General features: G+C 56.3%; 10 protein-coding genes. 6 read left to right on the top strand and 4 right to left on the bottom strand.

Translation table 11 applies throughout. The features are described 5' to 3' along the window. Window positions 1-124 precede the first annotated feature (124 nt). A complete protein-coding gene (locus tag FTW19_RS18755) occupies window positions 125-2,080 on the top strand; it encodes a PAS domain-containing protein (RefSeq protein WP_147649111.1) in 1,956 nt (651 codons plus the stop codon). Next, the gene (locus FTW19_RS18750) at window positions 2,077-4,062 is read left to right on the top strand and encodes an ATP-binding response regulator (protein ID WP_147649110.1); all 1,986 of its coding nucleotides are present in this window, start codon (window positions 2,077-2,079) and stop codon (window positions 4,060-4,062) included. The genes FTW19_RS18755 and FTW19_RS18750 overlap by 4 nt, the downstream gene beginning before the upstream one ends. Window positions 4,063-4,078: 16 nt before the next feature. On the opposite strand, the gene FTW19_RS18745 is transcribed toward FTW19_RS18750, so the two are convergent. Beyond that, window positions 4,079-5,365, bottom strand: a complete 1,287-nt coding sequence (locus FTW19_RS18745; protein WP_147649109.1) for a hypothetical protein — start codon at window positions 5,363-5,365, stop codon at window positions 4,079-4,081. A gap of 153 nt (window positions 5,366-5,518) precedes the next feature. Between FTW19_RS18745 and FTW19_RS18740 the strand changes: the two genes are divergently transcribed. Together FTW19_RS18740 and FTW19_RS18735 are read left to right on the top strand one after the other, a co-directional pair. Next, window positions 5,519-7,396 (top strand): GMC family oxidoreductase, encoded by a 1,878-nt coding sequence (locus tag FTW19_RS18740; RefSeq protein ID WP_147649108.1) that lies wholly within the window; start codon window positions 5,519-5,521, stop codon window positions 7,394-7,396. Beyond that, window positions 7,393-9,927: a hypothetical protein gene (locus FTW19_RS18735; RefSeq protein WP_246153390.1), complete on the top strand. Its 2,535-nt coding sequence runs from the start codon at window positions 7,393-7,395 to the stop codon at window positions 9,925-9,927. Before FTW19_RS18740 ends, FTW19_RS18735 begins: the two co-directional genes overlap by 4 nt. A 118-nt stretch (window positions 9,928-10,045) precedes the next feature. On the opposite strand, the gene FTW19_RS18730 is transcribed toward FTW19_RS18735, so the two are convergent. Further along, a complete protein-coding gene (locus tag FTW19_RS18730; RefSeq protein ID WP_147649107.1) occupies window positions 10,046-10,855 on the bottom strand; it encodes a C1 family peptidase in 810 nt (269 codons plus the stop codon). A 203-nt stretch (window positions 10,856-11,058) separates the two neighbouring features. On the opposite strand from FTW19_RS18730, the gene FTW19_RS18725 reads away from it, so the two are divergent. Then, window positions 11,059-11,508, top strand: a complete 450-nt coding sequence (locus FTW19_RS18725) for a hypothetical protein (protein ID WP_147649106.1) — start codon at window positions 11,059-11,061, stop codon at window positions 11,506-11,508. A gap of 271 nt (window positions 11,509-11,779) precedes the next feature. Here the strand turns inward: FTW19_RS18725 and FTW19_RS18720 are convergent, their stop codons facing one another. Then, entirely contained in the window at window positions 11,780-12,751 is a 972-nt protein-coding gene (locus FTW19_RS18720) for a quinone oxidoreductase family protein (RefSeq protein WP_187143054.1), read from the bottom strand. Between the two features lie 158 nt (window positions 12,752-12,909). Next, window positions 12,910-13,395 (bottom strand): DinB family protein, encoded by a 486-nt coding sequence (locus tag FTW19_RS18715; protein ID WP_147649105.1) that lies wholly within the window; start codon window positions 13,393-13,395, stop codon window positions 12,910-12,912. A 95-nt stretch (window positions 13,396-13,490) separates the two neighbouring features. Between FTW19_RS18715 and FTW19_RS18710 the strand changes: the two genes are divergently transcribed. Further along, window positions 13,491-14,462, top strand: coding sequence for a helix-turn-helix transcriptional regulator (locus tag FTW19_RS18710; protein ID WP_147649104.1), 972 nt, complete (start codon window positions 13,491-13,493; stop codon window positions 14,460-14,462). Window positions 14,463-14,604 lie beyond the last annotated feature (142 nt).

The raw sequence follows: 14,604 nt of genomic DNA, 5'->3' as shown, positions 1-14,604 counted from the left end.
TTCCCATTTCGGGAAGTAACCACGGTCGGGTGACCTCAGGGCCATTTGGGGAGTATCCCTGCCCCGGATACGATCAGAATCAAGATCTCCGAACGTAGTACCGAGTAGTGGGTGGTTAACAACAATGCTTCCAGGACGTGACGTGCGGCCAGACGAGTTGCACGCAGACGAGTCCGCGCGCCTTAAGGCTGTGCGGTCTCTCCTGCTATTTGAGATATCGAGGGAATTTGAGGAAGTGTTGGCCCTCGCCGGCGAGATATGTGAAGCCCCGATGGGCGCAATCACGCTTGTCGAAGAAGATGGTGTCATCTGCAGATCGAAGATTGGGATCGAGACCAGTGAGCTGGTTCGTTATCAGCCGATCTGGACACACGTTCTGGAACAAGGCGACCTGCTCGTCGTCAACGACACAGAGCTGGACCCACATTCTCGCGAGAATGCGCGGCAGGTTGGAAACGGAGTCCGTTTCTATACGGGGATTCCGTTTAAGGCACCCAATGGGGAAATCCTCGGCGCCTTGTGTCTTCTGGATACCCGCCCTCGCGAACTTGGAGCTGTCCAGATCCGTTCTTTGCGTGCGCTCGGCCGGCAACTTGCCCTGCAGCTCCGGCAATTGATGGATGAAGCGGCTCTGGACCAGGCCATGGGTGAGATTCAGCGGAGAGATCGTATCTTTCGCTGTTTTCTTGATGCGCTGCCGATTGAAGCACATCTTAAAGACCACCAGGGGCAGATTCTTTTCTATAACAAGAAACTCGCGGAGCGCTTCGGTATCTCGCAGACAGAGTGGCTTGGCCGCAGCAGTGTAGATCTGTGGCCGGACGCGGTGGCTCGCACGATTGCTCGGGAAGATGAACAGATCCTGCGTTCCGGCAGCATGCTCGATCAATACGTGGAGACCTTGGATGCATCGGGCGCCCCAATGTACTGGCGCGCGATCAAGGTGCCTCTTGAGGGATCGGCAGATGACCGCATGGTGGCGGGCATCTCGGTGGAGATCCCCGATAAGGTCAGAACCGCGCGGCACATGGATGAGCTTCGCAACGAAGCAAGCGCTTTCGCCAGCGCCGCAGAGACCAGCAGGCGTCGCTTCGATGCGTTTATGGACAGCAGTCCCTTTCTGGCGTTCATCAAGGACGCGGAGGGGCGCATGCAGTATTACAACCGGGCATTTGCCGAGCTCTTTGGCATTTCACGGAGCGAGTGGATTGGGAAGACTGACCATGAGTTATGGCCTCGAAAAGCAGCGGATTCTTATCGCGAGGTAGATTTGCGCGTGCTTGCGACCGGCACTCCCGTCGAAGTGGAAGAGACGACGCCTGGTCTGGGGGAAGGTCTGGAATATTGGAGGACCCATAAGTTTCCTCTCGCCGGTTCAAATGGAGAAATTTATCTCGCCGGCGTTGCCATGAACATCACCCCACACCGAGAGCAGGAATATCACCTCGCGCGTTCGCTGAACGAGAAAGAAGTGCTTCTGCGCGAGATTCATCATCGGGTGAAGAACAACCTGGCGGCCATCTCCAGCCTGCTTTATCTTCAGTCTCTTGATGCAAGTGACCCGGCAGCCCGGCAGGCACTGGAGCAGAGCCGCAGCCGCGTGAGATCCATGGCTCTTGTCCATGAGTCCCTCTATCGTTCCAGCGACCTCAACGCGGTTGAGTTCGGTACCTATACCAGAGAGCTGGCGGAAAACGTCCATATCAATCACAGCGCCGGCGCTCATATTCAACTGATCACGCATGTGGAACCGGTAGAGATATCGATCGATCGCGCCGTCCCGGTCGGTCTGATTATGAATGAACTGCTGACCAACGCGTTCAAACACGCCTTCAAGGGAAGAACGCGTGGCACAGTTACCGTTTCGGTGACGGTCAAGCCGGAAAACTTCATGCGCGTTTCTGTTGTCGACGATGGAGTTGGAGCATTCCAGGCGTTGTCCCCGGACGGCGCTCCCTACTTAACCGAAAACACGGGGTTGAATCTGGTCCGGTCGCTCGTGAAACAGGTGAATGGCGAATTTCAGATGAACCCTCTCCACTCCGGCACTTGTGCAGAAATCGTGGTGCCGCTCCGATGAGAGAACACATCTCATGCACGGATACCGCAGGCCTTCCTCTCAATGTTCTTGTCGTCGAGGATGAAGCCCTCATCGCCATGGAGCTGCGGGCCCGGCTTAGCAGGCTGGGGCATCGCGTTGTCGGCGTCGCAGACACGGGTAGGGATGCGATTGAACTTGCCAGGATTGAGAAACCCCACCTCGTGCTGATGGACATCCATCTCAAGGGCGACATGAGCGGCATTGAAGCAGCAAGCGCGATCAACAAGGATGGAGAGGTTCCCATCATCTATCTGACTGCGCACTCCGATGCCGCTACGGTGAGCAGGGCCAAACAGACCTCTCCCTTTGGATACCTGCTGAAACCTCTCGATGAGCGGGAGCTGCTGATTGCGATCGAGGTTGCGACACAACGGTCTCGGCTGGAACAACGACTTCGCGACGGTGAGCGCCGATATGCGGCAACTCTCGCCTCCATTGGCGACGGAGTCGTTGCGACCGATGTAAACGGGATGGTCACGTTTCTTAATCCAATCGCGGAAGAGCTTACCGGATGGACGCTCGCCGAAGCATCGGGTGTCCCTGTCGAACAGGTCCTGACGTTTATTGATGACGTCGCCAATACTGTGCTGGAGAATCCGCTGCAGCGGGCTCTGCGTGAGGGCGAGACGCGTTATCTCAAGGGGGAGACGTCTCTCATGACGCGGAACCGGCAGCTTATCCCGATTGATGACTCGTCGGCTCCCATCAGGGACGACGACGGCCATATCGTAGGAGCCGTCCTCGCTTTTCGTGATGCCAGGCAACGCCGTCTTTCAGAAAATGCGCTTCGCATCGCGACCGATCAGCTCAATCGCTCCCAAAGGCTTGAAAGCCTGGGCCGGCTGGCCGGCGGCATCGCTCATGATTTCAATAATCTTCTGACGATCATCAACGGTTATTCGCAGCTTCTGCTCACAGAGCATCCGCTGGATGCAACGCAGCGTGAGCTGGTTGGCGCAATTCTGGATGCAGGCGACCGCGCGGCGAAACTGACGCAGCAGCTCCTGGCTTTCGGAAAAGGCCAGCTTATCCGCGCTGAACGCATTCGTCTGAATGATGTGCTCTCCCAGACACACAATCTTCTGCGCCGGATTATTGGAGAAGACATCCGCATCGATCTTGTGTTGTCAGAGAAGGTGAGTGAGATCTTCGCGGACCCCACACAGGTTGAGCAGGTGGTGATGAATCTTGCCACCAACGCACGGGATGCGATGCCTTTGGGTGGAATACTTCGTCTCGAATCCAGGCTGACACGCATATCGGAAGCTGCCGCACGACTATCTCCTGGACTCAAGCCCGGCACCTACGCGCAACTTATCGTCTCCGACACCGGAATAGGTTTCAGCGAGGAAGTTCAACGCAATATCTTCGAACCCTTCTTTACTACCAAATCGAGTGGCAAGGGCACCGGTCTCGGCCTTGCCATGGTCTATGGCATTGTGAAGCAGGCTCAGGGTTATATCTCCGTATCCAGCAAGGTAGGTAAGGGAACTCGCTTCGACGTGCTTTTTCCCGCGCTCAAGTCTTCCGGAGAGAACGCATTCCCTTTACCGGTGGAGAGTCCAGCTATCGAAGACGGGCCGGTAACGAGAAGAACTGTCCTCATTGTCGAGGATGAGCCGGCTATTCGTGCCTACACCGCAGCCGTATTGAAACGCGAGGGATATACGGTGCTGGAAGCATGCGATGGAATCGATGGGCTTAGGGTGGCGGCCGCCCACGATGGAGAGATCGATCTGCTGCTTACCGATGTCGTGATGCCGAACCTGGGAGGCCGAGAGCTTGCGGAGAAGCTCAAAAAGAAACGTCCCGCGCTGAAGACGCTCTTCCTTTCCGGCTATACCAACGACAAGGAAGCCCGTGAGGGCTTTCACAAGGGGCAACTGGAATTCCTGAGCAAGCCGTTCAAGAGGAATGATCTGCTGCAAAAGATCAATGACCTCTTCTCGACGGTGCACTAGGATGGCATGACCTTAGCTATTGGCGATGCAACATCGTCGTTGCCTGGGGACTGTTAAGCACCTGATAGTGCTTCATCAATTCAATAATCATGGTTGCGAATCCATCGTTGAAGATGTCGGTATGGTCTCGAATGACTTGTTTGGGAACTGTCGTTACCCAGAAAGCGGTGTTGTTCCATCGAGACGACCTCGGAGCCAGCTCGAAGCATGTTCCCGACGCGTGAAAGCGGACCATATCCTGTTCGCTGATACAAGGCCCTGACGCGTTGTGCACCTCATGGCTGAACAGGTAAGGAATGTGGCCTGGGGTATGCGTAAAGAACGTTTTCTGTGGCGGCGCCTGTGGTGTGCCCTCGTAGTGGGAGCGGAAGCTCTTGCTTGTCGCAGACAAGCCTTGTCCCAATGGAAATGCCACACCCGTAGCTGTGTCTCCGACGGATGTGACCGAAAGAAACAATGGGCTCTTGCCGGCGGTCTGCCCTCTTGCCACATCGAAGCCCGTCCGCTGCATTAGCTCAATCATCTGTTTCGTGCGAAAGCTATCAGTCGCAGGATTGACGTACACCACGAGATCGGCGGGGGAGAGCTGTCCGCTCTGATCGTCACTTCCCGGACGAGGGATCAACAGGCTCACGAACGTATTGGTGAGTGCGGTTTCAAGCACGCGCGCTCCGAAGGAGTGTCCTACGATTACGATGCGGGAGTTCGGGCTGTTTTCTTTGGTTGCACCCATAATGCGGTAAAGCGATTCGGCAAAGTCGGTGCTGCCCACCCGTAGTGCCGCGTCCCGTCGATTCCAGAAGGTTGCGAAGAGATCCCCGGCTACGACCTGGCCTCGCCACGCCATATACACGCCGACGTAGGCGGGCGAGTGATGGACGCCTTGGACACTCATGGCTTCCGCGTGCGAGAGTCTCTCCATCACGACTTTGAAATCGTGCAGGTTCTTCTTCTCCTCATTCTGTTTCGAGGCGTTGTTCTTCCACCCGTGGATAAAGACAACAACCACAACGTCGCCGGCGCGTTGTTTCTCCGTTCGGATAAGGTCAACGGTGCGGGACAACTGGCAGCTATCGACCTCGGCCATCGAGGCGCACTTTTCCCATGCCTCACCCATGTCGTCGAATTCGATGGCTGCAAGCTTGAAGTGCGATCCTCCAGGGATTCCATCGATTGTGGGAGAGGTCTCGATTGCTGCCGGGCCGGGACGATAGATCCGGTTGGGCACGCAGCCTGTCAACAGGGCCAACGTCGAGAGCACACCGATCGCGAAGTGAAGTCTGAGAGCACGTTTGGTCGTCATGGTCGAGATGATGAAATTCCACTTGACAGATAGAAGCGTTCCCTGTTTTTGTTAGGTGACTATAATACGTCTGTTTCATTCGTCTTATTTTTTCTCTTCTCCCCGTAGCACCCAGGCTTCCGAGTTGACTCCCCCGTTTGCGTCGAGGCTGCAGTGGCAGATGACATCTTTGACTTTGTAGTGGTAGGCTCCGGTGCGGGCGGCGGTCCCGTCGCGGCCAACCTAGCATTAGCTGGTTATTCGGTGCTGGTTCTTGAAGCCGGCGGCGACAACAGCGGATATAACTACCGAATCCCTTGTTTTCATCCCTTCGCGAGTGAAGACCCGGCAATGAGCTGGGATTTCTTTGTGCGTCACTATGGCGACCAGGCGATGCAGCAGAAGGATACGAAGTTTGTTGCCGAACAGAACGGCATCTTTTATCCGCGCGCTGGAACGCTCGGCGGCTGTACCGCTCATAATGCAATGATCACCGTCTACCCGCAGAACAGTGACTGGGAGTACCTGCAGGCACTGACCGGTGACAGTTCATGGGCGCCTGAGAACATGAGGCGGTATTTCGAACGGATCGAGCATTGCGACTACGTCTCTTCCTTTCGGCGCTTGAAGGAGGCGATCCTGGGGATATTGCTGGGCAAAGGATCGAACCCTTCCCGCCACGGTTTCAGCGGTTGGCTGCACACGCAGGTCGCAAATCCGAAGATGGTCTTCAAGGATGAAGAGCTGCTGAAGCTGGTAACGCTGGCGGCGGTAAAAGGCCTTGCCAACCATATCGACAATGTTGGGCTTGCGCTGGAGACTCTCTTTGATCCAAATGACTGGCGTGCGGTCACAAGTACAAGTCGTGAAGGTGTAATACTGACGCCGCTGGCGACGAGGTCCGGTTGCCGCAATAGTACGCGGGAACGTCTGCTCGATGCAGCCGGCCGTAGCCAGGGTCGCTTACAGATCCAGTTGAACGCCCTGGCTTCGCGTGTCGTATTTGAAGGAACGCGCGCTGTTGGTGTGGAATATCTCGCCGGAAAGGGCTTATATCGGGCATCGCGGGAGACCGCACAGGGCGATCAGCCTGAGACGAGGATTGTTCGTGCGCGGCATGAAGTCATTCTTTCGGGCGGTGCATTCAACAGTCCACAACTGCTGATGCTTTCGGGCATTGGGAATGAGAATGAGCTTCGCGACTTGAGTATCGGTGTCGTGAAGCATCTGCCCGGGGTGGGACAAAACCTCCAGGACCGCTACGAAGTTGGAATTGTCTCCCAGATGGAGAAGCCGTTCGCCCTGCTGCATGGAGCCTCGTTCAAGGCGCCGGTCGATGGCGAACAAGGGGACGAGGCTTTTCAAGCCTGGAGCAAGGGCACAGGGGTTTATACGTCGAATGGCGCGGCGATCGCGATCACGAAGCGCTCCACGCCAGACAAGCCCGATCCTGACCTGTTTATCTTTGGCCTGCCGTCGTCCTTCGAAGGATATGTCCCGGGCTACTCAAATGCACTCAGGCAATACCAGAATCGCTTCACCTGGGCCGTGTTGAAAGCGCATACCAGGAATACCGCCGGCTATGTGAAGCTGCGCAGCGCGGATCCGCGTGATGTTCCAGAGATCAACTTCCGCTACTTCGGTGAAGGAAACGATACAAAGCAGGAAGATCTGCAAGCCGTCGTGAAGGGTGTGCAGTTTGTGCGGGAGATTAACGAGGAGATCCGGAAACTTGTCGGTATGACAGAGGAGTGGCCCGGTGCAGCCGTCAACTCAGAGCAGCAGATTGCGGAGTTCGTACAGCATGAAGCGTGGGGACATCATGCTTCATGCACCAACAAGATTGGCCCGGCAAGCGATCCTATGGCCGTTCTTGATAACCGCTTCCGCGTCCATGGCACACAAGGTCTGCGCGTTGTAGACGCTTCCGTATTTTCCCGTATTCCCGGATATTTCATCGTGAGCGCGGTGTACATGATTGCCGAGAAAGCAAGCGACGTCATTCTGGAAGATGCAAAGGCAAGCCAGCCCTCAGGAGGAGTTTCGAGATGAGCGATTTTGATCGCGATATGGAAGATATGGAACCGCGCAGAAGCATCTGGCGCACGATTCTTTTGTCCCTCGTCGCTCTCGTGGCGATTGCGCTGGTGGTTGTTGTCTCCGCCTTCTTTGCCTTTACGCGTTCCAAAACAGGAAAATTAAAAGACGAAGCCGCTCAGGCAGGAAGAGCACCGGAGAGTTTCAAGGCCGCGGACGATGACTACTTCCATGACATGGATGGAGGCATCAAGCTCAGCGCCGAAGAGATCAAGGGCCGCAACAACTGGATCGTATGGAGCGGCGGAAACGATCGCTTCTGGGACGTGATCTCGGTCAAGAGCTTCGGTGCGCTCGACTTCCTGAAGACCATCTCAGACCATCCTGCGTTGAAAGGAACTCGCGATAACCGTTGGGCGTATTTCGGTCTGATCAACGAGCCGTGTTTCCAGAAGGCCACGGGACCGGATCCGAACAGATTTGGCTTGTGGCTGGATGTGAGAGATCCAAACTGCCCGGCGGATCCCTATGCCGATGAGAAAAAGTATCCAGGCGTGCAGATCGGAGCGCGCGGAAAGACCGTTGAGGTGGGGTCGTACTATGGGTACCCGACCGGCATTGTCGGTCTACGTTTGTTTCCGAATCCCGCTTTCGACGAAGAGGCAAAGCGGCATTGGGATGCCAACCGCTATTACACCGACCCGAGCTACTACAACGATCCAAAGTTGGTCCGGCCATATCGCGTTGGCATGTCGTGCGGGTTCTGCCACGTAGGCCCTAATCCGCTGAAGCCGCCTGCTGACACGAACAATCCGAAGTGGGAGAACCTCAGCTCGCTGGTTGGTGCGCAGTACTTCTGGATCGATCGTATCTTCCGCTGGGATGGCGACCACACGAGTTTTGTCTATCAACTCTTCCATACATCGCGGCCTGGTTCGCTGGATACCTCACTGGTTTCCACGGACAACATCAACAATCCGCGGACGATGAATGCGGTCTATGGCCTGAAGGCGCGCCTCGAGCAGGGTAGCCGCTGGGGGAAAGAGACGCTGGCCGGCGGCGGACTGAACAACAAACAGTTCAACGACGTTCTTCCGCCCGGCAATGAGCTGACGAAGTTCTTCCAGGCTCCGGACATCGTCTATACGCCGCACGTGTTGAAAGACGGCGCGGACTCCGTAGGAGCTCTGGGCGCGTTGAATCGCGTGTACCTGAACATCGGCATGTTCAGCGAGGAGTGGCTGCAGCACTTCAATGCATTGATCGGCGGCAAAAAAGTTACTCCGATCGAGATCGCGGTGGCCCGGAAGAACTCAAGCTACTGGGTGGCCAATGAGCAGCAGACGCCCTATCTGGCGTTATTTATGTTGAAGAGCTCCGATGCGCACCATCTTGCGGATGCTCCTGGCGGCGCAGTCTACCTGACTAAAGATAAGGCGGTGCTGACACGCGGTAAGGAGGTCTTTGCGGAACGCTGCGCGCGGTGCCACTCCAGCAAGCTGCCGGAGACTCCGAACGCCGTGAGCCTGCAGGGATGCGCAGGGAAGAACTACCTCGATTGCTGGAATAAATACTGGGCGTGGACGAAGACGCCGGAGTTCAAGAAGGCAATGCGGGATATTGTGCTGCGGGATGACTTCCTGGACAACAACTTCCTTTCGACGGACGCCCGGATACCGGTCACTTTGCTGAAGACCAACGCGTGCAGTCCCCTGGCAACAAACGGTCTTGGTGGCAATATCTGGGACAACTTCACGTCGCAGAGTTACAAGGATCTGCCTTCAGTTGGTTCGATCGATGTGCAGGATCCCTACACCGGCAAAACATCGAGTTATCAGATGCCGGCGGGTGGCCGAGGGTACACGCGCGTCCCAAGCTTGATCAGCGTCTGGTCAACGGCGCCATTCCTGCTGAACAACACGGTCGGGAACAACTCAAACTACTATCGCATTGGGCCAAGCCCCGATCCAGGAGTCGATGAGCGCATGAAGGAGTTCAACGATGCGATTCATCAGCTCCTATGGCCTGAGACAAGGGAGAAGGACAGCGTCCTTCCAGACAAGCTTGCAGGGACTGTCGACCGCACGACGCAGCGCTCGTATCTGACAGCAGGCGCGGGTTATCTGCCGGAACCGTTCTCCAGCCATCCAGAGGTCGCGCATGCGCTGGCGCCATGGCTCTTTGGTAAGGACGGCATTCAGCTAGGTCCCATCCCTGCGGGGACGCCTGTCAGCCTGCTCGCAAACCTGAACCTGATGAGTGACAGCAGCAGCAGCTGGGGTCGTTTTGAACACAATCTCCAGGCGATCCGGTTGGTACTCAAGATCAAGTCAGACCTGAAGAAGATCGGCGACGGCGCCAGCGATGCAGAGATCAATCACATCTTCGCCAACGTTGAGCCGGATCTGATCAGGCTCAACAAGTGCCCTGACTTTGTTGTGAACAAGGGCCACTACTTCGGCACGGATATGTTGACGGGCGAGGGCGAGCCAGGGCTATCCGATGATGACAAGCGCGCGCTGATCGAGTTCCTCAAGACCTTCTAGAGACGATCGTAGCCATCTCTCCGGTAGATACACCCTATCGGAGAGGTGGCTACGGGGTGCATGACCAACATATGCGCCGCGAACATTGGATGGCGCTATCTCTGGTTTGCGTGGCAATTTAGTCTTTCATTCCGTTGATAACCCAGAAATCGCCGGCTCTCTTGCGATCGAGGACATACGCGTATGGAATGTAGAAATAGCCGTCCTCGCCTACCAGGTCTCCCCACGAGTTACGGAACTTGAAGAGTGCTGTCTGATTGTCATAACCAACCGCCAGAACAGCGTGACCGCCCATTTGCGATTCAGCATCAGAGGGCATGGGAATGACAGTTGCGTCATTCCTGGTCCAGCTTTCATAAACCGAAAATCCGAAAGCGAAGGGGAACCCCGAGACCAAAGCTGCCTGCAACTGACTCAAACTCTGTTGCAAAGCCTGATAGCTGGTGATGGTATAGTTTGCCGCGTCATCATATGCCTTCTGCGTCGGCCGAGTAGCAGCTTTAGCTCCTACGGGAAATGGACCGCCATCATATTCCGCCGGCGTTCCGTCATAGGGCCAGTCGGCTTCCGGGCAGATACCTGTTTTCTGCAAAGTTTTCATTCCATCGCGCAGAGAAGCGCCACTATCGTTTGCGACAGAGTGTTCGATGGTCCGCTCGTTGTAATAGAGAAACAGTCTTGAAGGAACAAAGTCCGGGTTTTGCCCGGCTTTTCTACGGTCGAACTGCACGGCAGCTGCCAATGCGTTGGCCGTGCAGGAACCCACCTGCTTCTGGTCGTAGATCGGAAAGTTGATACATGGATCCTCAACGGTCAGATCGAACTTCGGTGGGAGTGATTGCATGACGTCGCGTGACGCCGAGAAGAATTGATCGCGGTGGTCCGGTAGATCTGGTTTCCAGCCGAATCGTTGAATTGTCCTGGGCATGCAGGGTTCCTTTCTTGTGCGCGAAGGAGCGCTGCCTGTAAAGGCGAGAAGCGACACTCATGTGGGACACAAAAAATTAAGGCTGGGACATGGCCTAGTTGGGGCTGGAAGCGCGCTTGTATGAGAAGCAGATCTCCAGATGGCATGGATAAGTGGAGAAGCCAATGTCCTACCGGGAGGCTGCAATACAAGGAGAAGATCGAATGCCAGCACTGAAAGAGTCCAAACCCCCTGTACTTCACCTGACCACCTCAGGCGTTGAGGCGCTCCCGCCGAATGCATATGTCGTCGGTGTTGTTGCGCGCTTTGACACGACGAGCGATGACAAAGATGGCGATACGCGTGTCCGCGTCACGCTGAAGGACCCCTCAGGCACCGTATTTGCTAATGTTGACAATGTCACTGGTCACTGGGACAACGACAGTACGTCATATGTCAATCTCTTCATCACCGCTCAGCGCCTCCGTTCGCAACTGAACGGCAACTGCACTTTGGAAGTGCACATCGATACAAACGGAAATGACACATGGGATTTCAACGTGACGCTGATTGTCACCTATTCTGATGGCATCCAGGCGATGAGTTCCTTTAATGGACATTGGCTCAGCCAGGACAACCAGACCAACGACTACGGTGTGACGAACCTCGGCTGAAGATGAACAAGGTGGCGTGGATTACGGCACGCCACCTTGTATCGATTTCGTAACGGAACATCCGAAGATATGAAGAGAGGCGTTAGGAACGCGCTCCCTACGGTAGCACAACCTCCGGAGCCCTCTGGTAAAGTCTATTCGCGCTCAGAACGGCGCCGTCTCGATGCCAACCGCATGCAGATAGATATATCCCTGGCCATCCGATGATGACAAGCGTGCGTTGATCGAGTTCCTCAAGACCTTCTAGAGGTCTTCAGGATCGCTAGCGTGTCTATGCTTCCAAAAGGACGCGGCCGAAGGGGCGATCTTCGATCAGGAAGCGTAGAGCTTCGGCCGCCTCCTGCAAGGGGAAGGTCCGCTTGACCATCGGAACCAGCTTGCCCGCGGCAAATAGCGGTTCCATCGTGTCCCAGGCCTGCTGCCAGGCTTCGGGGGAATACGACATCAATGAGAGACTGAGCAGGGAAGCTCTCTTCCAGATCAAGTCTGTGACGTCGATGGTGCTCTTCTGGCCACCTGAGTAACCAAGGGTGACTGCTGTTCCCGATAGGGCAAGGGTTCCCAGAGCTTCACTCAGAACGGTGCCGCCAACGCCATCGATAATGACGTCCACACCTTTTCCGTCAGTAATGCGTCTGACTCCATCCCGGAGCGTTTCCCGCGACAGGTCGATCACTTCTGAAAAGCCAAGTTCGCCAGCCTCACGGGCTTTTGAAGAGGAAGAGCTGGTAGAAATCGCATGAGAGGCTCCACGGGCTCGTGCCAATTGCGTGACGGCGTTTCCTACTGAGCCCCCAATTCCAGGCGCCAACACGTTTTTCCCGGGAGCAAATCCTGCCTTCTCCAGGGCAAGTTGCGCCGTCAGATACGCAACCGGCAAACCGGCGGCAGCAACCAGATCAACGCCTTCTGGCACGCGGCGCAGGTGATCGCGATGTACCGTCGCCCACTCACTGTATGTGCCATCGCGAAGCACTCCGTACGGTCCAAAGAACATCACCGGTGTCCCCTCTGGGAATGCAGCATCACCAGTGGATGCAACCACTCCGGAGCCTTCATTACCCAGCACAAGCGGTGCTTTGGCTTTCGGATAATGACCGCTCAGGATTGTGTAATCCAAAGGAGTGACACCGGCCGCAGCCATGCGCACCAGCACTTCGTTTTCACCGGGGACAGGCTTGTCCCTCTCAGTGAGTTTTAACGAGCCGTAACCCTCGAACCCCTCAGCGACCATGACGTGCATGCGTGAAATCTCCATCCTATTTGGCGGCAGGTATCACAGCCGCATGCCACTTTGACGCCGGCTCGGTCGGAGGAGATCTTTAAAAAAATGGAGAGAAGGCTGCCGGTCGCAGACAAACGCGATTCTTCGGCAGCCCTTCGGATAAGAGAAGCTCTAGATTAGTCCCGCTCCCAGAACGGCGGCGGCTCGATGCCGAGGGCACGCAGATAGACATACCCCTGGCCGCGATGATGGATCTCGTTGTCGATGGCGTACTGGATGGTGATGATCCCAGGCATCTCCCATTGGCCGAATGCCTTGTCGACTTCGTAGAAGCGATGCGGAGGAATCTCGGGGAACTTTTTGTCCAGGGCAGCGGTCTGCTCATCCCACAGGCGCAGAATCTCGCTCTTGGTTGTGGGCTTCTCTCCCTTGTTGAATTCCTCCCATTTTCCGGTGGCGACTCCATCCACGATCGGAACGGCCATACGGATGAACTCCCACGCCATCTCGGAAAAGGGCCTCATACCGCCCACTGAAAACTGAAAGAGCTTCTCTTCCGGAAATGCGTCAATCACGCGACGCGTGAGCCGCCGATGTCCTTGCCAGCTCTTCAGCAGGGCGTCTGCCGTCACTACGTTCACGGTTGCTGTCTCGGTTGCCATGTCGATTCCTCCAGGTGGCCTGTTTAGGTCCAGGAGAAGATTAGACCGAATTCCCGACAACCTCTGTCGTAAATTAATGCCAGACTGAAAATCGTATGTACGACCCCATCATGCGCGTCCTGACGGTTCTGGAGATTCTGCAGGCGCGCGACCATGTCACCGGGGCAGAGCTTGCCGAGCGTCTGGAGGTCGACCTGCGTACCGTGCAGCGTTATATCGTCCGGTTGAAGGACCTGAGCATTCCGATCGAGTCTTCCCGTGGAGTGGGTGGGGCTTACCGTCTTCGGCCGGGCTATCGTTTGCCGCCGCTCCTGCTGACCAATGAGGAGGCCTTTGCTCTCTCCCTGGGGTTGCGTTCGCTCAGCCAGATGGGTTTGTCGGCGTTTGCACCGGCAACTGAGGGTGCGCTTGCCAAGCTTGAGCGTGTCATGCCGCACTCGCTGCGAGACAGTGTCCGGACGGTGGAAGATGTGGTGGCTATCGAACCGGGGCCGTGGGTGGTTTCTACATCTGTGGACTCCCTGATCCGTGCCGCCTCTGCTATTCGAACCCATCGTGAGATTCGCTTCTCGTATCGATCTCACGACGGGGCCGCGTCGCGCCGGAAGATCCAGCCCTATGCGGTGCTCCATACCGACGGCCGATGGTACTTGATCGGCCATTGCCTGTCGCGCAAAGCCCTGCGTACCTTCCGGCTGGATCGGGTTGCGGAGCTGGAGGTGTCCTCCACCAGCTTCAATCCTCCGGCGCGCTTCGATGCGAAGCAGCATATGCGGGAGCACATGCCATTTGTGCAGTCGGACTACCAGATCGATGTCTGGATCGATATGCCAATCGAGGAGGCGGAGCGGGCGTTTTCTCCATGGCGGATTGCGACGGAGGAGCAGGACGGCGGGACCCGCCTGCGCTGCGGCCGTGACCGTCTGGAGATGGTTGCTGCGATGCTGCTCAGCCTGGAACGCCGGATCGTCGTCCGTAGTCCCACGGCGTTGCGTGAGGTCTTTCGCCGTTTGGCGCAACAGGCATTGCAGGCTGCGGAGGATACGGGGCCGTCGGGATCTCAATAAGGCATATCGACAACCAACCACGGAATTAGGTGGATATCTCGCGAAGTGAGACCAGATTTCTCCGCTCCCGTTGGTCGCTACGAAATGACAAACAAAGCGGCCGCGCAGCGCACTACTTTTTCGCCTGAATCCGATTTTTCTG

Origin of the sequence: Terriglobus albidus (assembly GCF_008000815.1) — a bacterium.
GTDB classification, from domain to species: domain Bacteria; phylum Acidobacteriota; class Terriglobia; order Terriglobales; family Acidobacteriaceae; genus Terriglobus; species Terriglobus albidus_A.
This window is presented reverse-complemented; position numbering and strand designations above follow the sequence as displayed.

Bases quoted from the DNA above. Each gene is read 5' to 3' on its own strand.
- FTW19_RS18755 (WP_147649111.1), top strand. From the start codon at position 125: ATGCTTCCAGGACGTGACGTGCGGCCAGACGAGTTGCACGCAGACGAG.
- FTW19_RS18750 (WP_147649110.1), top strand. From the start codon at position 2,077: ATGAGAGAACACATCTCATGCACGGATACCGCAGGCCTTCCTCTCAAT.
- FTW19_RS18745 (WP_147649109.1), bottom strand. From the start codon at position 5,365: ATGACGACCAAACGTGCTCTCAGACTTCACTTCGCGATCGGTGTGCTC.
- FTW19_RS18735 (WP_246153390.1), top strand. From the start codon at position 7,393: ATGAGCGATTTTGATCGCGATATGGAAGATATGGAACCGCGCAGAAGC.
- FTW19_RS18730 (WP_147649107.1), bottom strand. From the start codon at position 10,855: ATGCCCAGGACAATTCAACGATTCGGCTGGAAACCAGATCTACCGGAC.
- FTW19_RS18725 (WP_147649106.1), top strand. From the start codon at position 11,059: ATGCCAGCACTGAAAGAGTCCAAACCCCCTGTACTTCACCTGACCACC.
- FTW19_RS18720 (WP_187143054.1), bottom strand. From the start codon at position 12,751: ATGCACGTCATGGTCGCTGAGGGGTTCGAGGGTTACGGCTCGTTAAAA.
- FTW19_RS18715 (WP_147649105.1), bottom strand. From the start codon at position 13,395: ATGGCAACCGAGACAGCAACCGTGAACGTAGTGACGGCAGACGCCCTG.
- FTW19_RS18710 (WP_147649104.1), top strand. From the start codon at position 13,491: ATGTACGACCCCATCATGCGCGTCCTGACGGTTCTGGAGATTCTGCAG.